Origin of the sequence: Streptomyces olivaceoviridis, assembly GCF_014650115.1 — a bacterium.
In the GTDB taxonomy this organism is placed as follows: Bacteria; Actinomycetota; Actinomycetes; order Streptomycetales; family Streptomycetaceae; genus Streptomyces; species Streptomyces olivaceoviridis.
Genome location: NZ_BMUI01000024.1, coordinates 74,460 through 97,038 on the forward strand (window position 1 = coordinate 74,460; position 22,579 = coordinate 97,038).

Genomic DNA, 22,579 nt, shown 5'->3' on the forward strand with positions numbered 1-22,579 from the left:
GATACAGATTCCGTACCGTCGTCCGTCCCCTGGGAGCCCGTATGGCAGACCTCTCGCCGGACCTCTCGTCCAGGAACCCCGACTGGTGGCGGCAGGCCGTCGTCTACCAGGTGTACCCGCGCAGTTTCGCCGACGCCGACGGTGACGGCCTCGGCGACCTGCGGGGCGTCACCGAGCGGCTGGGCCATCTCGCCGGCCTCGGCGTGGACGCCCTGTGGCTGAGCCCCTTCTACCCCTCCGAACTCGCCGACGGCGGCTACGACGTCATCGACCCGCGCGGCGTCGACGAACGCCTCGGCACCCTGGACGACTTCGACGTCCTGGTGGGTGAGGCCCACCGGCTCGGGCTCAAGGTCGTCGTGGACATCGTCCCCAATCACACCTCCCATCTGCACCGCTGGTTCCAGGAGGCGCTGCGTGCCGGGCCCGGTTCCGCCGCCCGGGAGCGGTACGTCTTCCGGCCGGGGCGCGGTGCGCACGGTGAACTGCCGCCCAGCGACTGGCAGTCGGTGTTCGGCGGCAGCGCCTGGCGGCGGGTGCCCGACGGGGAGTGGTACCTGCACCTGTTCGCCCCCGAACAGCCGGACCTCAACTGGGACGACGAGGAGGTCCGCGCCGACTTCCGCACCACCCTGCGGTTCTGGTCCGACCGGGGCGTGGACGGCTTCCGCGTGGACGTCGCCCACGGCCTGGCCAAGGACCTCACCGAGCCGCTGCGGGACACCGGCGGCATCGGCGCGACCGGCGAGCAGGCCCTGCCGCTGGTGCCACCGGGCAGCCACCCGTACTGGGACCGGGACGAGGTCCACGAGATCTACCGCGACTGGCGCAAGATCTTCGACGCCTACAGCCCGCCGCGCACCGCCGTCGCCGAGGCCTGGGTCCCCGGCGCCCGGCGCGCCCTGTACGCCCGTCCGGACGAGCTCGGCCAGGCCTTCAACTTCGAGTACCTGGAGGCACGCTGGGACGCGGAGGAGCTGCGGGACGTCATCGCCGCCTCACTGGTCACCGCCCGGGCCGCCGGGGCCTCCGCGACCTGGGTGCTGTCCAACCACGACGTCGTACGCCACGCCTCCCGGCTCGTGCTGCCGGCCGGCACCGATCCGGCCGCCTGGCTGCTGTCCGGCGGCACCGCGCCCGCGATCGACACGGCGGCCGGACTGCGCCGGGCCCGGGCGGCGACCCTGCTGATGCTGGCGCTGCCCGGTTCGGCGTACCTCTACCAGGGGGAGGAACTCGGCCTGCCCGAGGTCGCCGACCTGCCCCCCGAGGTGCTCCAGGATCCGATCTGGGAGCAGACCGGCCATGTCCGCAAGGGCCGCGACGGCTGCCGGGTGCCGCTGCCGTGGACGACGGCCGGACCGTCGTACGGCTTCGGGCCCGGGCCCGGCTGGCTGCCGCAGCCGACGTCCTTCGCGGCGTACGCCGTGGAGGCGCAGACCGGCACCGAGGGCTCCACGCTGGAGCTGTACCGCTCGGCCCTGCGGCTGCGCCGCAAGCTCCTCCAGGGCGAGACGCTGACCTGGACGCCGGACGCGCCCGCGGGCGTCCTGGACTTCGGCCGCACCGAGACCTGGCGGAACGTCACGAACCTCGGCACCGAGCCGGTACCGCTGCCGCCGGGCGAGGTCCTGCTGAGCAGCGGCCCCCTGCCGGAGGGAAGGGCCCTGCCGCCGGACACCACGGTGTGGCTCGCCTAGCCGGCCGACGGAACGGGGCCGGGGGTGAGGCCGGCGCCCGTGCCGCCGCCGAGGCCGCCGAGGTCCAGCGGGGTGGACGTGGCGGTCGGCGGCGGGGTGAGCACCACCTCCGGCTGGCCCGCCGGCGGGGCCGGCGGCGTCAGGTCGGACGAGGGCAGCTTCGGCGGGGTGGTCTGGTTGAAGATGGTCTGGTCGAAGTCGACCAGACCGGTCTTCTCCATCACCGTGATGTGGTCCAGGACGGTGTCGTTGGCCTGGTCGGCGAGGGCCCGCACCAGCGAGTTCTTGGTGGTGGAGCGGATCTTCGCGATCGTGTTGAAGATGGAGCCGTGCGTCATCCGCAGGATGTTGGCGAAGTCGGTGTCGAACTGCTTGCCGCTCTCGCCCTTCAACTGGTCGACGAAGCCGACCTGTTGCGGACTCGCCACGTTGGGCAGCGTGATGTTCAGCATGGGGGCGATCTTGCGGCAGGAGGCGTCCAGCGCGGCGTGCCCGTCGACCAGGTGCTCGCTGGCCGTCCTGACCCCCTTGGTGGAGCCCTTCTGGAGCCCGATCTGACCGAGCGGGTACTCCCACAGGCCGGCCGCCCGCACCTTGACCACGAAGTCCCGGTCGGCCTCGGTGAGCGGTCCCCACTGTGTCTGCGCGATGATCCGCGACTGGGAGCTGGAGACGGTGCTCAGCCCGAGCATGCCCGGGTAGGCGAGGGCCGCGAGGGTCAGGGCCATCGCACCGCCCACGAAGAGAGTTCCCGTCGCGTTCCGCGAAAAGCGCACCGTTCCTCCTGCCTGCGGGTCCCGCCCGTCGTTCGGACGCACAGCAGTACGGATGCCGGGGCCGCCCGTCTCAGTGCCCGCGGGTAAAGAATCTCCCGGGTGCGTTGGCGGAAGGTTGACCGGTGCCCGGCACAAGGTTGACCGCTCCTCGGGAGAAGGCAGACCGGGGCCGCCCCTAGATTCGCCGCATGCCCCCGCCGTCACTGCCACGGCCCCCCGCCGCGCTGCCCGTCCTGCCCTACCGCAAGCCCACCAAGGGCCGCGACTACTGGGTGCTGGACGACGTCCTGCCGGACGTCGACGCCGTACGGCAGCGGTGCCTGGCCAAGGACGACTGGGTCGAGGGGTATCCGTACACTTCCGAGACCTGGCCCGGCCTGCGCGCCATGCCCGGTCTGGAGCCGGGTGAACTGGCCCGGATCGAGCGGCTGGTGAAGAAGGCGACCGGGGCGCGGGAGCTGTGGGTGCAGCGGGCGCCGGGCGGCGGCACCCTCAACCACAACTGCGTCCAGGTGGTCGGCGAGGGCGAGAGCGAGCCCCGCCCGCACACCGACTCCCGCGCGCTGTGCCGGTACGCGGCCGTGCTCTACCTCAACCCCGGGGCGCCCAAGGACTGCGGGACCGCCTTCTACCGCCAGTCGCTGCCCGGCGGCCGGCTCGGCGGCAACATCGTCCAGGCCCCGCACACCAACCTGGTCGAGGCGCTGGGCACGCGGTACGTCCCGGCGGACCACTTCGAGGAGGACGTCCGCGTCCCGCACCGGTACAACCGTCTGCTGCTCTACCACGCCAACCTGGTGCACAGCGCGACCGGGTACGCCGGCCGGACGCTGGAGGAGAAGCGGATGACGGCGGTGTTCTTCTGGATGGCCTGACCGGCACGGCCGGCACCGCCCGCCCTCGCGTGGGGCCGCGGGCGGTGTGAGGAGGCCGGGTGTGCGGTACGCATGACCGGTATGAGCAGTGTCGCCATCGTGGGAGCCGGGCCGGGGCTCGGGACCGCCGTCGCGCGCCGGTTCGGGCGGGAGGGGTTCGCCGTCGGGCTCGTCGCCCGGGACCGGGGGCGGCTGGACGTGATCGCCGGCGCACTCGCGGCCGAGGGCGTCACCGCCCGGGGGTTCGCCGCCGACGTGCGCCGGCCCGAGCGGCTGGCCGCGGCGCTCGGTGAGCTGGCCGACGCCCTCGGGACCGTCGAGGTGCTCCAGTACAGCCCGGTGCCGCACCGCGACTTCATGCGCCCCGTGCTGGAGACCCGGCACCGGGACCTGGTGGGGCCGATCGAGTTCTCCGTGTACGGCCCGGTGGCCGCCGTACAGCAGGTGCTGCCGGGCATGCGGCGGCTCGGGCGGGGGACGATCCTGTTCGTCAACGGCGGGAGCGCCGCCGTACCGCATCCCGAGCGGGCCGGCACCTCGATCGCCTTCGCGGCGGAGAGCGCGTACGGGCACCTGCTGCACGACCGGCTGGCGAGCGAGGGGATCCACGTCGCCCAGCTGATCATTCCCGGGGTCATCACGGCAGGTCACGAGCGCAAGGACCCGGAGGTGCTCGCGGAGAGGCTGTGGACCCTGCACCGGGAGCGGCACGGGTTCCGGCACTACGCCGACGACCTCGGCGGCTGACCGGCCGCCGACCGGCCGGAGGCGGCCACCCTGCGGAGAATGACGTTGTGAGCCAATATGGGGCTATTGGCCGCTTCGCTCTCTTCAAAGGGGGCCCCATGGCTGTCGACATCCCTCCGCTCGTCAAGCCGTCACGGCTCAGAAGCCGGGGCGGACTCCTGGGCGAGTGCCTGGCGGAGTTCCTCGGAACCTTCGTCCTCATCTCCTTCGGCTGCGGTGTGGTCGCGACGGCGGTCGCGGCACTGCCCGGTTCGGGCCGGGCCGCGACCCCCACCACGATCTTCCTCGCGGCGGGGGACTGGCTGCTGGTCACCTGGGGCTGGGCGCTGGCCGTCGTCTTCGGTGTCTACGTGGCCGGCGGCGTCAGCGGCGCCCACATCAACCCGGCCGTGACCCTGGCCATGGCCGCGCGCCGCGGCTTCCCCTGGGTCAAGGTGCTGCCCTACTGGTTCGCACAGGTCGTCGGCGCCCTCACCGGGGCCGCGCTGGTCTACCTCGTCTACCACAACGCGATCGACGCCTACGACAGCATCGTGCCGGGACCGAAGGTGAACGGGCACACCAACGCCACGTTCTCGATCTTCGCGACGTTCCCGGCCGCGTACTTCCACGGCGGCATCTGGGGGCCGCTCATCGACCAGATCGTCGGCACGGCCTTCCTGCTCATGCTGATCGCGGCCGTGCTCGACCTGCGCAACCAGGCCGTGAAGGCCAATCTCGCCCCGCTGATCGTGGGCTTCGTCGTCGCCGCGATCGGCATGTCCTACGGCGCCAACGCCGGCTACGCCATCAACCCGGCCCGTGACTTCGGGCCGCGCCTGCTCACCTACGCGGCGGGCTGGGGCAGCCTGGCGTTCCCGGGGAGCGTGTCCGGCTCGTTCAGCGCCTACTGGTGGATCCCGATCGTCGGCCCGCTGATCGGCGGCCTGATCGGGATCCTGGTCTACGACCTGTTCATCGGCGACGTGCTGCTCCTGCGCTCCGAGCTGGCCCAGCTGCCGGAGCCGGGCAGGTCGACCCCGGTACGGACCACCGACGAGGAGTAGTCGCGGGACCCGGCCCCGGGCGGGCCGGGCTCCCCGCGCCGGCCCCGGGCACCACCAGCCCGCCGGCCCCGCCCGCCGCCGCGGGCGCGCCCTCGCGCAGGCCGTCCGGGACCGCCTGCCCGCCCGGCCCTCTTCTGCGATAATCGCGCTCCATGCCGTGACGGAGCGTCAATCGTCCGGGGCGAGGGGGGTACGCAGCACGATGAGCGCCGGGCGACGGCGGGCTCTGCTGATCGCGGTGCCCGCGTATCCACAGCTGGAACAGGTGCCGGGGCTGCGGGACGACTTCCCGGCCCTGCCCTTCACCGTCAAGGACGCCGGGGCCCTGCGCACCACCCTGCTGCGCAGCGGCTACCTGCCGGAACACGTGACCGTGCTCGACGACGAGGACGCCACCGGCGAGGGCAGCATCCGGGACGAGCTGGGCCGGTTCCTGAACTCCTGCGAGGACGGCGACACGGGCCTCGTCTACTTCTCCGGCCATGGCGTCCGCTTCGGTGACACCGACTACCTCGTCCCCAGCGACGTCCGCGCGCGGTGGGGACAGGACGGCGAGCGCACCCTGGGCCCGCACGGGCTCATCGAGATCGTGCCCGACGAACTGCTCGCCCCCCTGCGGTCCAGTGCCACGGTGATGCTCTGCTTCGACGCCTGCCGGAGCAGCGGCGACACCCCGCCGGCCACCTTCGAGGGCATGAAGGTCAGCCGTCCCTGGGACAACGTCGTCGTGCTGAGCGCCTGCGCCGCCGGCGAGGAGGCCCTCGCGCACGCCGACGACGGCAGCGTCCTCGCCAAGGCGCTGAGCGAGACCCTGGCGCCGGAGTCCCCGGCCCGTACGTTCGGGCAGGTCATCCAGCGCGTGGAGGACCGCGCGGAGGAGATCGCCGCGCAGTACACGTACCGCAGACCGCCCAGGGCCGTCGGGCGGTGGCTGGGCAAGGACGTGACGGGCGGTGCCCACGCCGGCGTCCCGCTGTGCGAGGCGATGCCGTCGGCCGGTCCCTGGACCGACGCGGTCCTCCGGTCGCACCTGTGGGAGCGCACCGACGGCACCTCCGCCCAGCGCGGCAGGGCCAGGGAGCACCTCGCGGAGGTCGTCGGCAGGACCGTCGCCATCCGCAGGAGCCGGGACACCGGGGCCGACCCGTGGGACGACCCGCTCGTCCCGCAGCGGCTGATCGAGCGGCTCGGCCACCTCGTCGACGCCGCCGGCGCCCGGCTGAGCCTCATCGAGTCCGTCGTCCTCCTCGGCGCCCCGTTCCTGCGCGAGGCCGCCCTCGCCTGCGGACTGGCCGCGCTGCGCGCCGTGACCGGGGACGACGGCCCGGACGACGGCGCCCCCGCCCAGGAGCCGCCCGAGGACAGCTTCGCCGCCCACCTGAGCCGCGACATGGGTGACGTACGGCGCGCCCACCGGCAGATCGAGGCGACCCGCCGGACGCTGCTGCGCCGCGGGCACAAGACGGACGCCCGCGGTGCGGAGTACTGGCTGCGGCACCGCTTCCTCGCCGACTGGGACCTGCTGTGGGAGGACCGCGGGGACCCCGAGCTGGACAGCCTGCGCGCCGCGACCGACCTGCTGGTGCAGGCCGCGGAGAGCGCCGCGGGCCTGACCCTGGGCAGCGACGAGCGGGGCGTGCTGCGGCGGGCCGTCGTCCAGGTCGTCTCCCAGCTGGGCACGGGCACCCCGGCCGACGCCGTCGCGCCCGACGGCACGCCGTGGGACACCGAGCTGTGCGCCTACCTGTGCGGGGAGGCGGACCGGTGGAGCTGGCGGCCCGGCGAGCTGGCCACGCTGCTGCACCTCGCCGGGCTGCTCGCCCTCGACCCGCGCATGCTCGACGGCGTGCTCATCGACCACCTGGGCCCGCGCGAGCCCACCCAGGTCCGGCCGGAGAGCATCATCGGCGAGATCGCCGCGAACGGCGGCTTCCTCCCGGCCACCCAGAACCGGCCGGCGGAGGGGGACGCGCCGGGCCGCGCCGTGGCCGGCCCCTGGAGGCTGGTGTTCAAGTGCGGCAGCGCGGCCCTGTTCACGGCGCTGGGCCGGCTCGCCGACCGGATCACCGCCGAGTCGCAGGCGACCCGGCGCGCCCGGGGCACCCTGCGGCCCGGCGACCTCCTGTCCGGTCTGCCGCCGGTGGTCAAGACCGAGGGCCTGCTGCCCCGCAACCGCGGCTTCGACAAGCCGCCGCCCCGGTTCCGGCTGGCCGAGGACGAGGTCAAGCCGCTCATCATGGGCACCCAGTTGTACGGGGACCGGATGCTGGCGGTGCGCGAGCTGTACCAGAACGCCCTCGACGCCTGCCGGGTGCGCCAGGCCCGGCGCCGGTACGCGGAGCACGCCCGGCAGTGCGGGGACGAGACCGAGCGGGAGCAACTGGCCGGGCGGCGCATCGTGTTCACGCAGGACACCGACCCGGACACCGGCCGCGCGTACATCCAGTGCGAGGACAACGGCGTCGGGATGACCGCCGAGGAGCTGCGGGACCTCTTCGCCCAGGCCGGCCGCCGCTCGGAGCAGTCCGCCGGCCGGATGCGGGAGATGCGCCGGTGGCGCCGCCGGGGTATCACCACCGAACTCAACAGCCGGTTCGGCATCGGCGTCTTCAGCTACTTCATGCTGGCCGAGGAGGTCGAGGTGACCACCCGGCCGGTCGACATGTCCGGGCACGTGCCCCTGACCGACGGCCACCGGGCCAGCGTCACCGCCGGCTCGGGGCTGATGCACCTGAGCCGGGAGCAGCGGGAGCTGGAGGGCGGCGGCACCCGGGTCCGGCTGTACCTGCACGACGACCCCGACGAGACCGACGAGCAACGCCCGTCCCTGATCCAGGCGTTGCGCGAGTTCCTGTGGTGCACCCCGGTGGAGGTGGTCGCCCGGGAAGGGGGCGGCGACCCGGTGGTCTGGCGGCCGGGCGAGTTGTACGGCGACTCCTCGCTGCCGAGCGCGCGCATCGCGGCCACCGAGGGCGTCTGGTGGGTGGAGGGCGCGGGCATGCTGCTGGCGGACGGGCTGCTCGTCTCGCAGTCCGAGCCCACCGAGGGGTATGTGGTGAACCTGCGGGGCAGGCACCGGCCGGAGCTGAGCGTCGACCGCAACCGCTTCCTCGGCCACGACGAGCAGAGCGTCGAAGAGGATCTCAAGAAGGCCGTCCCGGCGCTGGTCCGCTCGGCCTGGCGGCCGTTCCCGCTGGAGTGGCTGTGGGACCTCACCGACTCCCTGCCGCGGCTCGCACAGGAGGTCATCGGTCGGCTGATGGAGCGCGACGTCCCCGTGTCGCTTCCGGACCGGCTGGGACCCGACGCGTTGGGGGGCCACCCGGACATCACCCTGCGCGAAGTCGGCTGCCTGCCCGTCGACGGCGACTTCGTCAAGGAGGAGCGGCGGCGGTCCGGTGCCGGTACGAGCTTCTTCGAGGCCTGGCGCACCAGTGTCCTGGGTGTCACGCGGGACCGGAAGCCGGTCGGCACGCCCGACGGCTTCCCCGGGCCGGAGCCCCTGGACGCGGTCCTGTTCCGCGAACAGCCCGACGGGACCTTCGGTGAACTGCTGCGCGCCGCCGCCGTCACCGGGAACTCGCTGCGCGTGGTGACCCGTCAGTTGCGCCGGTACGCCATCGCGGGCGTGCCCGTCCCGGAGGCGGCCGACATCCGGGCCCTGGCGGACATCGTCCCGAGCCGGCTGGCGACCGAGCTGTACGTGGCGTTCCGGGACGCGTTGGCCCGGGACCCCTGGCACGGGGACGATCGCGGGAAGAACGCCGTGCGGCTGGCGATGGTCCGGGTGTCGGGCCGCGAGAAGGTGAGCCTCGGTGCTCTGGCGGAGCTGTTCGGACGGCTCGCGGTCCTCGATCCGTCGATCCCCGCGCCGCCCGACCTCAAGGGCCTGGCCGGCCATCGCGTGGACGCGCGGGAGCGACGCGTCCTGTTGAACGACCGGACGGGCGAGACGGACTACCGGCCACGGGACCCGTGGCCGTTCTCCGGGCTGGTGCGCCCGGTGGACGTCGCCTACCGGACCGCGCAGACGGGCATTCCGCCGGCCGAGATCGAGGCGGTCGTACGCCGCTTCGAACCACTCGGTTACCGGCTCGTCGGACCGGATCTGCCGGATCCCCTGGACGCGTCGCAGCTCGTCGCGCTCAGCCGCGACCTCGACGGGACGCCTCCCTTCCTCACCCCGGACCCGATCGGCCCGCGCCACCTGGTCCGGCTGGCCTCCCGGCGCGAGGAGACCGTGGGTGCCACGGCGAGCTGGCTCACCGGATGGGCGGGCCCGCTGGGCATCGAGGTCGCGGACCCGGGCCCGCTGAGCTCGTTCGCGCCGCCCGCCTGGTGCGGACGGCTACCGGCGGAGCAGTACGCCCGTGCCGTCGACGATCCCGGTACCCGGCCGGTGTCCGCGTGGAGCGTGCTGGGTGAGATGGCGCGGGTCGAGGAGGGCGCCCCGGGACAGCAGCACATCGCCGCGGTCGAGGTGCTGGCCGACGCCGGGCTGGTCGAGCGGCGGGCGGTCGACCAGGCCCGTACGCTGCTGTCCGAGCCCCGCTCCACCCGGCCCTGGACCTTCTGGCACCCCGGCCCGTCGATGACCGCCCGCGCGGCATACAGCGTGCGGTCGCACGTCGGGCCGGACGCCCGGGTGGAGCCCGCTTCGCTGCTGCTGATCGCCGCGGAGATCGGCGAGAGCCTCCACGGCACCGTGGACAAGGTGCGCGCTCAGACGATGGCCTACGGCGTCGAGGTACCGGAGATCCCGGAGGGGACCGGCGACCTGAGACCGGACCACGCCGTGTGCAGGGCCCTGTGCGGCGTCCAGTCGTGGCGGCCACCTCTCTCGCTCGCCCGCCTGGTCGCCTTCGCGGACACCCGCGATGCCGACCTCGCCACCGCCGCGGCCGAACTGAACGCCTACGGTCCCCTCGGCGCCCCCACGGTGCCGGTGCCACCGGACTTCGTACGGCCGCCCGAGCCCGAACCCCACAAGCGGGACGTGGCCGTCGAGCAGGCGCTCCTCCAGCCCCGCCTGGTGAAGTCCTGGACGCTGACGCCGCTGGCCCTGGTCGTGGCGGCCGGACGGCTCGGTGAGGGGCTGCGGGAGACGTACCGCCGGCTCCGGCCGTTCACCATGGTCGGGCTGGACGTCCCGTTCCCCGAGCCCGCCTCGTCCCGGGTGCCCGACTGGCGGGACGTCATCCTGCTGACCGCCCGGCTCACCGGCCGGGAACCGGTCCTGTCCGGTGACGTCGGCGAGGACCACCTCCAGCTGGCCGCCGAGGAGACCGGGCTGACGGCCGGCCAGGTCCGCGCCCGGCTCCTCGACTACGCACCGCTGTTCGGCCTCCGCCTGCCGGAGCGGGCGGAGCCGCCGTCGCCGTCGCAGTCGCCGTACGAGAGGACGACCTGAGGTGTCGCACCATCCCAAGCCCTACGAGTCCAAGTACCTGCCGGACCAGACGACCGGCTTCGTCTGGGACTTCTCCGGCGGCAGGCTCGTCATCACCGGGACCTGCCCGGAGTGCGCCGGCCGCACCGAGCACCCGGTGCCGGACGTGATGCCCGGCGCGGTGACGAAGGGCGGGAGCGGCGGGGTGTCCGCGCGGGAGGACGAGGTGCCGGGCGAGGTGTACATGCGCTGCCGGTGCCGGCTGCCGCATCCCGGGGACGCGCGGGAGAGCGGCGGCTGCGGTGCCAAGTGGGTCGCCGTCCGGCAGCCGGGCACCGGCTCATGACGCCGGCCCGGAGGTACCTGCCCGAAGAACTCGAACGCGCCCAGCAGCGGCTGGACGCGATGGCCGAGAACCAGCTCCAGATCGCCCGGCAACAGGCGGAGGGCTGGCGGAACTTCCTCACCGTCGCCTCCGGGCTGCTGGCGGCCGTACTGGTGCTCAAGGGCCGGGAGAACGTCGCCGAACTCCCGGGCGGCTACCGGGCGGCGGTCGTCGTGCTGGTGGCGGCCGGCCTGGTCCTGCTGCTCGTCGCCGCGTTCTTCGCCGTGTCCGCCGCCCACGGCAGGCCGGGGGAGGAACTGACGTACGCCCATGCCGCGAAGCTGCTGGACTGGGAGGAGGGGGAGCGCGACCGGATCGCGTCGCGGATCCGCGTCACGCGCTGGGCGACCGTGCTCGGCGTGGCGGCCACCGCGTCCGGCATCCTGCTCACCTGGGTGTCCCCGGGGCCGGACGAGCCGGCGCGGACGGTCCAGGTGCACACCCGGGGCCAGACGCTGTGCGGCGAACTCCTGGCGGTCGACGGCAGCGGCGTCACGGTCAAGATCAAGCCGGCCGGTCCGGGCGAGGGCAAGGGCGCGGCGACGATCCGTCATCTCACCTGGCAGCACGACGCCGTGAGCGTGGCCCCGGCCGACACGTGCTGACCGGCCGGCGCCGCCGGACCACGCCCCGCCGCCCGCGATCGTGACCTTGGCGCCGACGGCCGGGAACGTCGGCCGTGCCGCATGGACTCCCGGACCGTCGGCGCCGGTGACGCCTGCTTCGGCTGCTTACCGGGGGATCGCCACGGTCGTGACCACCCGTACGGCGCTGGGCGCGCGGGGTGTCGAACCGAACCCGAACCGCACGGGCGGCAGGACCGGCGCCGGCGGGCCTTGGTCCCGGCCGTCGTACACCGTGCCGGCCGACACGACCGGGAGCAGGTCGAGGGCGCCGTACCACTCGCGCCGCCCGCCGCCCGCGCTGCCCCGGGTGCGCACGCCGAGCAGCAGCCTGGCGGGCGGGTCCGTCAGCACCGTCCAGGCCGGCCGGGCGGAGAGCGGCGCGGGCACGGCGCGCAGGAGCCGGCCCATGAGGCCGCGCCGGCCGGTGGTGAGGCGCAGCTCCAGCGGGCCCGCCGTGATCTCCCAGCGCCGGCCCGCGACCCGTACGACGACGGGGGTGACCTCCACCTCGTCGAAGGCGTAGGTCGCGGCGATGAAGTCGGCGGTCCGCCGGGAGGGCGCCAGCAGCAGCCGGTGCCCGTCCGCCCGCTCGACCATGACGTCGCTGAACCGCCCGAACGGCGACCGGGTCCAGTGGCCCAGCACCACACGGGTGCCGGACGCCGTGCCGGTCCCGACGATCCATCCCTCGAAACGCATCCGCGTCTGCCGGCCGGACACCGTGTCACCGCGGACGCGGCGCGGACCGGACGCCGGCCCGGGGCTTCCCGCCGGGCTTCGCGCACCGTGGCCTCCCGCACCGCCACCAGGCCGCCGGCCGGCCCGGCTGCTCGAGGGATTCCGGGGCCGGACCGGTGACGTCGGTCTTCGGCCCGAAGACCCACTCGGAGCCGCGCATGCGCAGCAGGGGCCGCCCACCGCCGACGAGACGGAACAGGCCCTGGGCCCGGGCGACGGTCACCGCGCTCATCGGCTTCCTCCCGGTCACCTCATGTCCCCCTGGACACCACCGGTCCCGAGTGACCCGCGCGTGCCCCGGCAAACCGGCCGGCGCGGGTCAGAGGACCAGGAGCAGGGCGGCCAGGGCGGTGAGACCGGCGCACACCGCGAGCGCCACGCCCACGCAGCGCCGCCGCAGCTCGGCGTACCGCTGCTCGTACTCGCCCCGCAGCGACACGCACCGGGCCGCGACGCGTTCGAGGTCGCCCCGGGCCCGCAGCAGGCTGTCGGCGACGTAGCGCCGCTCGACCTCCTCGCGCTGCGCCGTCGTCAGCCAGTCCAGGGAGCCGGCGAACTCCCGCGCGCGCTGCTCCGCCTCCGCGACCCTGGCCTGCCACAGCAGGTAGCCCTCGACCTCGTTGCCGAGGTCGCCGCTCACTCCGGCCCCCTGCTGGGGCAGACCGCTCATCCCTGGCCCCGGTCGCTCGTGATCGCCGCGGTGTGGCCCTCCTGCTCCAGCATCGCGATGTCCGGGTGGTGCAGGTCGAACGCCGGGGATTCGCTGCGGATCCGCGGCAGGGTCAGGAAGTTGTGCCGCGGCGGCGGGCAGGTGGTGGCCCACTCCAGCGAGCGGCCGTAGCCCCAGGGGTCGTCCACGCCGACCGGCTTGCCGAACTTGGCCGTCTTCCAGACGTTGTAGAGGAACGGCAGCATCGACAGGCCGAGCAGGAAGGAGCCGATGGTCGACACCGTGTTCAGCGCGGTGAAGCCGTCGGCGGCCAGGTAGTCGGCGTACCGGCGCGGCATGCCCTCGGCGCCCAGCCAGTGCTGGACCAGGAAGGTGCCGTGGAAGCCGACGAACAGCGTCCAGAAGGTGATCTTGCCGAGGCGTTCGTCGAGCATCTTGCCGGTGAACTTGGGCCACCAGAAGTGGAAGCCGGCGAACATCGCGAAGACGACGGTGCCGAAGACCACGTAGTGGAAGTGGGCCACCACGAAGTACGAGTCGGAGACGTGGAAGTCCATGGGCGGCGAGGCCAGGATGACACCGGTCAGCCCGCCGAAGAGGAACGTCACGAGGAAGCCGGCCGCCCAGAGCATGGGCGTCTCGAAGGACAGGCTCCCCTTCCACATCGTGCCGATCCAGTTGAAGAACTTCACACCGGTCGGCACGGCGATCAGGAAGGTCATGAAGGAGAAGAACGGCAGCAGCACACCGCCGGTGACGTACATGTGGTGGGCCCACACCGTGATGGACAGGCCGGCGATGGCGATGGTCGCGGCGACGAGGCCCATATAGCCGAAGATCGGCTTGCGGGCGAAGACCGGGATGACCTCCGTGACGATCCCGAAGAACGGCAGCGCGATGATGTACACCTCGGGGTGGCCGAAGAACCAGAAGAGGTGCTGCCACAGCAGGGGTCCGCCGTTGGCCGCGTCGTACACGTGGGCGCCGAAGATGCGGTCCGCGGCCAGCGCGAACAGCGCGGCGGCCAGCACCGGGAAGGCGAGCAGGACCAGGACGCCGGTCAGCAGCACGTTCCAGGTGAAGATCGGCATGCGGAACATGGTCATGCCCGGGGCGCGCATGCAGATGATCGTGGTGATGAAGTTGACCGCGCCGAGGATGGTGCCGAAGCCGGAGAACGCCAGACCCAGGATCCAGACGTTGCCGCCGACCCCGGGGGTGCGGATCGCGTCGGACAGGGGGGCGTAGGCGAACCAGCCGAAGTCGGCCGCGCCCTGCGGGGTGAGGAAGCCGCCGACCGCGATGAGCGAGCCGAACAGGTACAGCCAGTAGGCGAACATGTTCAGCCGCGGGAACGCCACGTCGGGCGCGCCGATCTGCAACGGCATGATCCAGTTGGTGAAGCCGGCGAACAGCGGGGTGGCGAACATCAGCAGCATCACGGTGCCGTGCATCGTGAACAGCTGGTTGTACTGCTCGTTCGAGATCAGCTGGAGCCCGGGACGGGCCAGCTCGGCCCGGAGGATCAGCGCCATGAGTCCGCCGGCCAGGAAGAACGCGAACGACGTCGCCAGATACAGCGTGCCGATCGTCTTGTGGTCGGTGGTGGTCAGCCACCTCACCACGACATTGCCGGGCTGCTTGCGCCGGACCGGCAGCTCGTTCTCGTACGAGTCCTCGGCCGCCGCGCCACCGCCCTGGGGTTCGTTGAGGATGCTCACAAGTCGTCCGTCTCCCAATGCTCGCCGTCCGCCCACGACAGGACGTCGGTCACCCGCCATCCTCACCACGCGAGCCCGCCCCCGGGCCCCTGAGCGTGCGACGTGCGGCCATTCGGATGACGGATACACCCGACCGGCCCAACGAGCCACGGCCTCACCCCACCCGGTACGGCCCCGGCCCGGCGGGGGCCGTGGCGGCTAGGATCCCGGGCATGGCCCTGACCCTGAGCGACGTGGAGCGGTTCGAGGCGGCCCGGCCCCGGCTGGAGGCCATCGCCTATCGCCTGCTCGGCTCCGCGAGCGAGGCCGAGGACGCCGTGCAGGAGACGTTCCTGCGCTGGCAGGCCGCCGGCGCCGACCACATCCAGGTCCCCGAGGCCTGGCTGACGAAGGTGCTCACCAACCTCTGCCTCAACCAGCTCACCTCGGCCCGCGCGCGGCGCGAGACCTACGTGGGCCAGTGGCTGCCCGAGCCGCTGCTCGCCGGGGACCCGATGCTGGGCCCGGCCGACACCGCGGAACAGCGCGAGTCGGTGTCGTACGCCGTTCTCACGCTGCTGGAGCGCCTGTCCCCGGGCGAGCGGGCGGTGTACGTGCTGCGGGAGGCCTTCGACTACCCGCACCGGGAGATCGCCGAGATCCTCGACATCAGCGAGGCCGCGAGCCAGCAGATCTTCCACCGGGCCAAGAAGCACGTCGCGGACGGCAAGGCCCGTACCGAGATCGACGAGGCCGCCGCCCGGCGGATCGTCGAGGAGTTCCTCGCCGCCGCCACCAGCGGCCGGACCGAACCGCTGGTACGGCTGCTCACCCAGGACGCCGTCTCGGTCGGCGACGGCGGCGGCAAGGTCCCGGCCCGCACGAAGGCGTTCGAGGGCGCGCTCGCGGTCGCGAAGTTCATGCGGGGCCTGTTCAAGCCCGGTCCGGCCAAGCGCAACCTGGTCGGCGGCTCGCCCGCGGTCTACGCCACCACCGCCAACGGCGAGCCGGCCGTCGTGGCGGTCCTCGACGGGCGGGTCATCGGCGTCATCTGCCTGGAGGTCACCGCCGACGGCATCCGCGCGTTCCGAAGCCAGGCCAACCCCGACAAGCTCGAACGCGCGACCCGGCACTGGGCGGCCACCGACCACGGCGAACCCCTGCTCCACGCCTTCTGACACCGGGCTCCACGCTCACCGATCCCGATGTGATGTGCTTCACACCGCGTTCCTGTCAGGAAACGGCGGGCCGCCCGGTTCAAGGGGCGAATCCGCTCAAGACAGGAGTCAGGAAATGCAGCACCGCATCGTTGTCCTCGGAGCCGGATACACCGGAGCCATCACCGCCGGACGCCTCGCCAGGCGGCTGCGTCCCGAAGACGTCGCCATCACCCTCGTCAACGCCGAGCCCGACTTCGTGGAGCGCGTCCGGCTGCACCAGCTCGCCACCGGCCAGGACCTCACGCCCCGTCCGTTCAGCGAGATGTTCGCGGGCACCGGTGTGCGGCTGAGGCTCGCACGGGTCACCGGCGTGGACGTCGACCGCGGGACCGTCGCCGTCACCGACGCGGACGGCGCCGGGGAACTGGAGTACGACACCCTCGTGTACGCCCTGGGCAGCGGCTGGAACGACCTGGGCGTCCCCGGCGCGGCGGAGCACGCCCACGAGATCGCGGGCCGTGCCGGAGCGCTGCGGCTGCGCGAGCGCCTGGCCGGGCTGGCGGCCGGGCAGCCGGTGGTCGTGGTCGGCGGCGGTCTCACCGGTCTGGAGGCGGCGGCCGAGATCGCCGAGGCTCGCCCGGACCTCGATGTCGCCCTCGCCGCCCGCGGCGGCCTCGGCGACTGGCTCTCCGCCAAGGGCCGCGCCCACGTGCGCAAGGTCTTCGCCGGGCTCGGCGTCACCGTGCACGAGCACACCGCCGTCACCGCCGTGGCGGCCGACCACGTCACCACCGCCGACGGCGCCTCGGTCCCGGCCGCGGTCACCGTGTGGACCACCGGCTTCGCCGTCCACCCGATCGCGCGGGCCACCGGCCTGGAGGTCACCGGCACCGGGCAGATCGTGGTCGACCGGTCCATGCGCTCGGTCTCGCACCCGGACGTGTACGCCGTCGGCGACGCGGCCCTGGTGATGGGCCCCGGCGACAAGCCGTTGCGGATGTCGTGCGCCTCGGGCGTCCCCACCGCCTGGCAGGCCGCCGACGCCATCGCGGCGCGCCTGACCGGCGGCAAGCTCCCGAAGGTGCCGCTGCGCTACTTCAACCAGTGCGTCTCGCTGGGCCGCAAGGAGGGCCTGATCCAGTACGTCACCGCCGACGACCGCGCGGTGCGGGCGGCCCTGACCGGTCGGATCGCCGCCGTCTACAAGGAACTGGTCTGCAAGGGCGCGGCCTGGGGCGTCGCCAACCCGCTCCTCGTACCGGCCCCGCGGCGGCGCGTGGTGCGGGAGCGTGCGGACGCGGTGGCACCGGCGAACGCGCCGGCCTGAGCCCGGCGTCCGGTCCGGGGACTCCGCCCCCGGCAGGCGAACGGCGTCCGGCGCCCGCCGCGCGGACCACACCGGTTGTCGTCGGCGGTTCGCGGCGACAACCGGGCGGCGCGGGCCGTGGCGCCCTCGCACGGCACGCGGCTCGTGGCCGAACCGTGTGCCGCGCGGGACGCGGTGCGCGGGTCCGGCCCGCTCGGGGTCCGGGTGCCACATCCCACGCCGCTCACACCCGTGAACCGGGATGCCGCGGTCACCGGGGGGTCACCAGCGCCAGGCGTCCTCGTCGGCGCGCGTGGCCGGGGCGGGCGTGGCCGGGGCGGGCGGGGGCGCGTCGTGGCAGGTGAAGCCGAGCCGGGTCAGCGCCCGGCGCATCTCGCCCGACGTGAAGTCGCGGCGGTCCTGCTTGGTGATCACTTCCCCGACCTGCATGACGGGGTAGACGCGGCGGCCGATGCTCACCGAGACGCCGGTGACCGGTTCGGGCGAAATCCCGCTCATCGACTGCTCGACCTCGCTCTTGATCAGGTCGAAGGGGAAACGGGCGATGACACAGCGCATGGCGGACTCCACAGGGTTGGGGGAGGGACAGCGGAGGGATCGACCGTAGGCTCGCCCCGGACGAGGGGAGCGAATCCCGGTACCTGGACTACGAGTTGTTCCTGGGGGCGGAGCGACGGGTGCGGGCGGCCGCCCCACGGCCGGCGGCGCGCCCCCGGCGACCGCGGGAGGCGGACCCGGTGCGCTCGCTCCGTTCGGCGGCCGGCGCGGTGATCGTGACGGGTACGCCGGAGGGGGTGCGGGCGCCGGTGATGCGGTGCAGTTCGGCCTCGCCCGGACGGACCCGGACGGTACGCGCGGTGATGCCGGCGTCGGCCATCAGGCGGTCCATCGCACGCCGCTGGTGCGGCAGGACCAGGGTGACGACCGTGCCGGACTCGCCGGCCCGGGCGGTACGGCCGCCCCGGTGCAGATAGTCCTTGTGGTCACCGGGCGGGTCGACGTTGACGACGAGGTCGAGGCCGTCGACGTGGATGCCGCGGGCGGCGACGTTGGTCGCCACCAGGACCGTGACGTGGCCGTCCTTGAACTGGGCGAGCGTGCGGTTGCGCTGCGGCTGGGACTTGCCGCCGTGCAGGGCCGAGGCCCGCACCCCGACGGACAGCAGGTGCTTGGCCATCCGGTCGACCGCGTGCTTGGTGTCCAGGAACATGATCACCCGCCCGTCCCGGGCGGCGATCTCGGTCGCGGCGGTGTGCTTGTCGTCGTCGTGCACGTGCAGCAGGTGGTGCTCCATGGTGCTGACGGCTCCCGCGGACGGGTCGACCGAGTGCACGACGGGATCGTGGAGGTAGCGCCGCACCAGCAGGTCGATGTTGCGGTCCAGGGTGGCGGAGAACAGCAGCCGCTGGCCACCGTCGGCGACCTGGTCGAGCAGGGCGGTCACCTGCGGCATGAAGCCCATGTCGGCCATCTGGTCGGCTTCGTCCAGAACGGTGACGGTGACCTGGTCCAGCCGGCAGTCGCCCCGCTCGATGAGGTCCTTCAGGCGGCCGGGCGTGGCGACGACGACCTCGGCGCCGCCGCGCAGCGCGCTCGCCTGACGGCCGATGGACATGCCGCCCACCACCGTGGCGAGCCGCAGCCGCAGGGCGCGGGCGTACGGGGTGAGCGCGTCGGTGACCTGCTGGGCCAGTTCCCGGGTGGGGACCAGGACGAGCGCGAGCGGCTGCCGGGGCTGGGCCCGTTGCCCGTCCAGGCGGGCCAGCAGCGGCAGACCGAAGGCGAGGGTCTTGCCCGAGCCGGTGCGCCCGCGGCCCAGGACGTCCCGTCCGGCCAGCGCGTTCGGCAGCGTGGCCGCCTGGATCGGGAAGGGCGCGGTGACGCCTTCGGCGCCGAGCGCGGCCAGCAGACGCGCGGGCATGTCCAGCTCGGCGAACGTCTCGACCGCCGGCAGCGGTGCGGTGAGGGTGACCGGCAGGGCGAACTCCTGCCGGCGGGAGCCGGAGCGCGCGCCCGCGCCGCTCCTGCGTCCGGTGACCGGACGGGGGCCCTGCCGGCCCTGCTCCTGCGTACGGGAACGGCCGCCGCGCGTGCCGCCGGCCGTCCGGGTGGACGTCCGGTCCGCGCGGAAGCGGCCTGGGTCGCCGCCGGTGCGACGGGTGCGGTTCATGAGGGAACCTTCCTCGATGCGGCGTATCGAGGAATTCCGCCCAGCGGTGAACGAGCCGCGCGTGGATTCACAAGAATGAGCCGACGGAAATGCGAAAATCCGGGCCGGGCCGGGAAAACAATGGGCTGGGGCCCGCACCTTGAGGGCGCGGGCCCCAGCACCATGCAGCGCGTCAGCGTCAGGCGGGAACGATGTTCTCGGCCTGCGGGCCCTTCTGGCCCTGCGTGACGTCGAAGGTAACCTTCTGGCCTTCCTGAAGCTCGCGGAAGCCGGAGGTGGCGATGTTCGAGTAGTGGGCGAACACGTCGGCGCCGCCGCCGTCCTGCTCGATGAAGCCGAAGCCCTTTTCCGCGTTGAACCACTTCACGGTGCCAGATGCCATATTGAATCTCCCTTGGGGGGCAATGCCGGACTCCGCACTTTACGGAGCCGAGTCGCTGCGATGATCACCCCTCCGGAAGAATCCGGAAAGCTCTGCAAAGAAAAATTCTCTGGCAACCAAAACTGCAACTGCTATCACGCTAACACAGGCAGGCCGGAAGCCCCATGTGTTTTCGCACTCGTCCAGGTATTCTCATGTCGTCGCGGTCGGAAATTCTGTAGTGGCGGGGCTAGGTATCCGAACCGCGTTCGTCGAGCCGCCGGCGCATGTCCCGGTTCATGCGCAGCGCGTCGTCGAGCTGGTCCTCCAGGGAGATGATGCGGCACGCGGCCTCGATGGGGGTGCCCTGGTCCACCAGCTCCCGGGCGCGGGCGGCGATGCGCAGCTGGCGGCGCGAGTACCGGCGGTGGCCGCCCTCCGAACGCAGCGGGGTGATCAGCTCGGCCTCGCCGATGGCCCTGAGGAAGGCGGGAGTGGTGCCGAGAACGTCGGCGGCCCGCCCCATCGTGTAGGCGGGGTAGTCGTCGTCGTCCAGGTTGCCGACGGCGGGGGCGTTCTCAGCGGGCATAGCACCTTCGTCTCGGGGACGCGGCGAGGAACCCGGGCCTGTGCGGCACCCGTGCTCCGAGGCGTTCGGCACCCTCCGCGTCGTCCGACAACCCTAACTCCGGCGGGCCAGGAGATCTGTCCCCGCCGTGACAGACTTCTTCCCCACGGCCGTCGCAGGAGGCCCCGCTCCAGGGCCACCACCACCGCCCTCGTCCGGTCGTTCGCGTCGAGCTTGGCGAACAGGCGCAGCAGATGCGTCTTCACCGTGGCCTTCCTCCGTGACCAGGGCCGTGCCGATGTGCTCATCCTTCGATGCGATATAGGGGGCTGTGTACGCATCTGTCTCCGTGGGCACCCGTCAGCCACTGCCACCCCTCGGGCAACGCCCTGGCCGCACCAGCGGGAGGAAGCATGATCAGCCATCAGCATCTGGTGGAAGAGGTGGCGTCACGGGCCCGCCTCGGCGACGAGGAGGCCGCCGACGCCGCCGTGCACCTCGTCCTCGCGGCGCTGAGCAGTCGCCTCGACCGGCCGCACCGGGAGCATCTGCGGCAGGCCGTACCGCCCCATGAACGCGGCGCGCTGGAGATCGGCGCGCTGCGGCACGAGGCCGAGGCGCGGCGAGGTGACGAGGCACCGCACGGCTCGGCCGACGCGCTCGACGCGTTGCTGGCCGACGTGGCCCGGCCCGTGGACGCCACCCCGGAGCAGGCGCTGTTCCTGGCGCAGACGGTCGTCTCCCGGATCACGGCCGGGGACACCGGCCTGGAGGCCGACCTGCGCGGCGCCCTTCCGGAGGCGTTCGGGCCGCTGTTCACCGAACCCGGTCCACGGCCTGGAGGGGCGGACCGCTGACCCCCGGGGCGGGCGGCCACCTGATCCGCCCGCCCCGGCCCCGCTGTCGGCCGAGATCGCGTCATGGGCGGACGGCTGCGGGACGAGACGGCGCCGGTCACCGGATCGACATCCTGCCGTACCGCCTGGATGTCCGGCGACGACCCGGCCATCGGCCACTACGCCTGCACCCTGCCGATGTGGGCCAAGCCGGATCTGAAGGTCGGCTTCCCGTTCCGGCTGCGCGTCGACCGGGTGGTCCCGGACGCGACGGGCCGCGTCGTCGCCCGGCCCGACTCCGGGACGTCCTTCGCCTTCGACCCGAACGGCAAGAACAACTCGGCCACGGTGGTGGTCAACCCGTCCGCCTGAGTGCGGTGAGGGGTACGGCGAGGGTGTGAGGCTTGTTACCTTCGCCCTCGTGTCGGACACCGAACCGGAAGACCGCCGGCCCGCCGGGGAACCGCCCCGGCGGACCCGCGCCGGCGACGTCCCCCCGGCCGGCCCGGACCGGCCCCGACGCCACCCCGGCGACCCGACCGCACGGCACGCGCCCGGCGCGGAGGCGAACCGCCGCGCCCCGACCCGCGAGCAACCCTCGACGACGCGGCACCGGGTTCCGAAGGGCAGCGCCGCGCTGCACCGAACCGAGCGGGTCATCGCGGCGCTGTGCGGGACTCCGGAGGGTTGCTCCAGGCTTCTCCGGACCCCGGCGGTCCGCACCGCGCCCCACCCGCCCCCGCAGGGTCATGCCGAGCGGGTCATCGCGGCGTGGCGCCGGGCCCCGGCGGCCGGCGCCGCGCTGCCGCACCGGATCCCGGAGGACTTCACCGTGCTTCGCCCGGCCCCGGAGGGCCACGCCGAGCGGGTCTTCTCAGCGCTCCTCCGGGTCCTGGCGGGCCGCTCCGGGCTCCACCGGACTCCGGAGGGCTTCCCCGTGCCGCACTCGGCCCCGGAGGGTCGTTCCGGGCTCCACCCGGTCCCGGAGGGCCGAGCTGTGCCGGAGGGTCGCTTCGGGCTCCACTCGGTCCCGGCGGGCCGCTCCGGGCTCCACCGGGCCCCGGCGGCCGGCGCCACGCTGCCGCACCGGACTCCGGAGGGCTTCCCCGTGCTCCACCAGGCCCCGCAGGGTCACGCCGTGCCCTACTCGGCCCCGGAGGACCTCCCCGCGCCCCACCCGATCTTGGAGGGGCACGCCGCGCCGCACCCGGCCCCGCAGGGCCGCACCCCGCCCCACCCGCCCCCGGCGGCCGGTACCGCACCCCACCCCGCCTCGCAGGGCCTCCCCGCGCCGCACCCGAGCTTGGAGGGCCACCCGGCCCCGCAGGGCCGCACCCCGCCCCACCCGCCCCCGGCGGCCGGTACCGCACCCCACCCCGCCTCGCAGGGCCTCCCCGCGCCGCACCCGAGCTTGGAGGGCCACGCCGCGCCCCACCCGCCCCCGGCGGCCGGCGCCGCGCCCCACCCCGCCCCGCAGGGGGAGCGGTGACCGGGCGGGTGGCTTT

Annotated in this window: 21 protein-coding genes and 1 pseudogene; 12 read left to right on the forward strand and 10 right to left on the reverse strand. The window is 73.6% G+C overall.

Going from position 1 to position 22,579, the window contains the following annotated elements:
• The first annotated feature begins 41 nt into the window (after window positions 1-41).
• Window positions 42-1,700, forward strand: coding sequence for a glycoside hydrolase family 13 protein (locus tag IE273_RS33515; RefSeq protein ID WP_189818892.1), 1,659 nt, complete (start codon window positions 42-44; stop codon window positions 1,698-1,700).
• Here IE273_RS33515 and IE273_RS33520 read toward each other — a convergent pair.
• Window positions 1,697-2,440, reverse strand: coding sequence for a DUF4142 domain-containing protein (locus IE273_RS33520; RefSeq protein ID WP_189818923.1), 744 nt, complete (start codon window positions 2,438-2,440; stop codon window positions 1,697-1,699). The genes IE273_RS33515 and IE273_RS33520 overlap by 4 nt on opposite strands.
• Before the next feature lie 224 nt (window positions 2,441-2,664).
• Between IE273_RS33520 and IE273_RS33525 the strand changes: the two genes are divergently transcribed.
• From IE273_RS33525 to IE273_RS33550, 6 genes are all read left to right on the forward strand, one after another.
• Window positions 2,665-3,351 carry a DUF6445 family protein gene (locus tag IE273_RS33525; protein ID WP_189818893.1) on the forward strand — a complete coding sequence of 229 codons (687 nt, stop codon included), beginning with the start codon at window positions 2,665-2,667 and terminating at the stop codon, window positions 3,349-3,351.
• A gap of 81 nt (window positions 3,352-3,432) precedes the next feature.
• Entirely contained in the window at window positions 3,433-4,098 is a 666-nt protein-coding gene (locus tag IE273_RS33530; RefSeq protein ID WP_189818894.1) for an SDR family NAD(P)-dependent oxidoreductase, read from the forward strand.
• Between the two features lie 98 nt (window positions 4,099-4,196).
• Window positions 4,197-5,144 carry an MIP/aquaporin family protein gene (locus tag IE273_RS33535; protein WP_189818895.1) on the forward strand — a complete coding sequence of 316 codons (948 nt, stop codon included), beginning with the start codon at window positions 4,197-4,199 and terminating at the stop codon, window positions 5,142-5,144.
• Between the two features lie 202 nt (window positions 5,145-5,346).
• Window positions 5,347-10,554 carry an HD domain-containing protein gene (locus IE273_RS33540; RefSeq protein WP_189818896.1) on the forward strand — a complete coding sequence of 1,736 codons (5,208 nt, stop codon included), beginning with the start codon at window positions 5,347-5,349 and terminating at the stop codon, window positions 10,552-10,554.
• Window position 10,555: 1 nt separating this feature from the next.
• Window positions 10,556-10,879 (forward strand): hypothetical protein, encoded by a 324-nt coding sequence (locus IE273_RS33545; protein WP_189818897.1) that lies wholly within the window; start codon window positions 10,556-10,558, stop codon window positions 10,877-10,879.
• A complete protein-coding gene (locus IE273_RS33550; protein ID WP_189818898.1) occupies window positions 10,876-11,523 on the forward strand; it encodes a hypothetical protein in 648 nt (215 codons plus the stop codon). Before IE273_RS33545 ends, IE273_RS33550 begins: the two co-directional genes overlap by 4 nt.
• A gap of 126 nt (window positions 11,524-11,649) precedes the next feature.
• Here IE273_RS33550 and IE273_RS33555 read toward each other — a convergent pair whose 3' ends face one another.
• The 4 genes from IE273_RS33555 to ctaD all read right to left on the reverse strand — a co-directional run bounded on the left by IE273_RS33555 (window position 11,650) and on the right by ctaD (window position 14,673).
• Window positions 11,650-12,243 carry a hypothetical protein gene (locus tag IE273_RS33555; RefSeq protein WP_189818899.1) on the reverse strand — a complete coding sequence of 198 codons (594 nt, stop codon included), beginning with the start codon at window positions 12,241-12,243 and terminating at the stop codon, window positions 11,650-11,652.
• Window positions 12,244-12,268: 25 nt separating this feature from the next.
• Entirely contained in the window at window positions 12,269-12,514 is a 246-nt protein-coding gene (locus tag IE273_RS33560) for a hypothetical protein (RefSeq protein WP_189818900.1), read from the reverse strand.
• 87 nt (window positions 12,515-12,601) lie between these two features.
• Window positions 12,602-12,952 (reverse strand): cytochrome C oxidase subunit I, encoded by a 351-nt coding sequence (locus IE273_RS33565; RefSeq protein WP_229887792.1) that lies wholly within the window; start codon window positions 12,950-12,952, stop codon window positions 12,602-12,604.
• Window positions 12,949-14,673 (reverse strand): aa3-type cytochrome oxidase subunit I, encoded by a 1,725-nt coding sequence (ctaD, locus tag IE273_RS33570; protein ID WP_189818901.1) that lies wholly within the window; start codon window positions 14,671-14,673, stop codon window positions 12,949-12,951. The genes IE273_RS33565 and ctaD overlap by 4 nt, the downstream gene beginning before the upstream one ends.
• 212 nt (window positions 14,674-14,885) lie before the next feature.
• On the opposite strand from ctaD, the gene IE273_RS33575 reads away from it, so the two are divergent.
• Together IE273_RS33575 and IE273_RS33580 are read left to right on the forward strand one after the other, a co-directional pair.
• Window positions 14,886-15,830 carry an RNA polymerase sigma-70 factor gene (locus IE273_RS33575; RefSeq protein WP_189818902.1) on the forward strand — a complete coding sequence of 315 codons (945 nt, stop codon included), beginning with the start codon at window positions 14,886-14,888 and terminating at the stop codon, window positions 15,828-15,830.
• Window positions 15,831-15,945: 115 nt separating this feature from the next.
• On the forward strand, window positions 15,946-17,139 hold the full coding sequence (locus IE273_RS33580) for an NAD(P)/FAD-dependent oxidoreductase (protein ID WP_189818903.1): 1,194 nt from the start codon (window positions 15,946-15,948) through the stop codon (window positions 17,137-17,139).
• 261 nt (window positions 17,140-17,400) lie between these two features.
• Here IE273_RS33580 and IE273_RS33585 read toward each other — a convergent pair whose 3' ends face one another.
• From IE273_RS33585 to IE273_RS44005, 5 genes and pseudogenes are all read right to left on the reverse strand, one after another.
• Window positions 17,401-17,697 (reverse strand): SCO5918 family protein, encoded by a 297-nt coding sequence (locus tag IE273_RS33585; RefSeq protein ID WP_189818904.1) that lies wholly within the window; start codon window positions 17,695-17,697, stop codon window positions 17,401-17,403.
• Window positions 17,698-17,785: 88 nt separating this feature from the next.
• The gene (locus IE273_RS33590; RefSeq protein ID WP_189818905.1) at window positions 17,786-19,309 is read right to left on the reverse strand and encodes a DEAD/DEAH box helicase; all 1,524 of its coding nucleotides are present in this window, start codon (window positions 19,307-19,309) and stop codon (window positions 17,786-17,788) included.
• Between the two features lie 178 nt (window positions 19,310-19,487).
• The gene (locus IE273_RS33595; protein ID WP_007383480.1) at window positions 19,488-19,691 is read right to left on the reverse strand and encodes a cold-shock protein; all 204 of its coding nucleotides are present in this window, start codon (window positions 19,689-19,691) and stop codon (window positions 19,488-19,490) included.
• Window positions 19,692-19,920: 229 nt separating this feature from the next.
• Window positions 19,921-20,259 carry a helix-turn-helix domain-containing protein gene (locus IE273_RS33600; RefSeq protein ID WP_189818906.1) on the reverse strand — a complete coding sequence of 113 codons (339 nt, stop codon included), beginning with the start codon at window positions 20,257-20,259 and terminating at the stop codon, window positions 19,921-19,923.
• 149 nt (window positions 20,260-20,408) lie between these two features.
• A pseudogene (locus IE273_RS44005) lies at window positions 20,409-20,513 on the reverse strand (DNA-binding response regulator); the annotation flags it as partial.
• A 138-nt stretch (window positions 20,514-20,651) separates the two neighbouring features.
• Between IE273_RS44005 and IE273_RS33605 the strand changes: the two are divergent.
• The 3 genes from IE273_RS33605 to IE273_RS44995 all read left to right on the forward strand — a co-directional run bounded on the left by IE273_RS33605 (window position 20,652) and on the right by IE273_RS44995 (window position 22,563).
• Window positions 20,652-21,095, forward strand: coding sequence for a DUF2267 domain-containing protein (locus IE273_RS33605; RefSeq protein WP_189818907.1), 444 nt, complete (start codon window positions 20,652-20,654; stop codon window positions 21,093-21,095).
• 63 nt (window positions 21,096-21,158) lie between these two features.
• Window positions 21,159-21,446 carry a hypothetical protein gene (locus tag IE273_RS33610; RefSeq protein WP_308437075.1) on the forward strand — a complete coding sequence of 96 codons (288 nt, stop codon included), beginning with the start codon at window positions 21,159-21,161 and terminating at the stop codon, window positions 21,444-21,446.
• A gap of 49 nt (window positions 21,447-21,495) precedes the next feature.
• The gene (locus IE273_RS44995; RefSeq protein ID WP_189818908.1) at window positions 21,496-22,563 is read left to right on the forward strand and encodes a hypothetical protein; all 1,068 of its coding nucleotides are present in this window, start codon (window positions 21,496-21,498) and stop codon (window positions 22,561-22,563) included.
• The last annotated feature ends 16 nt before the right edge of the window (window positions 22,564-22,579 follow it).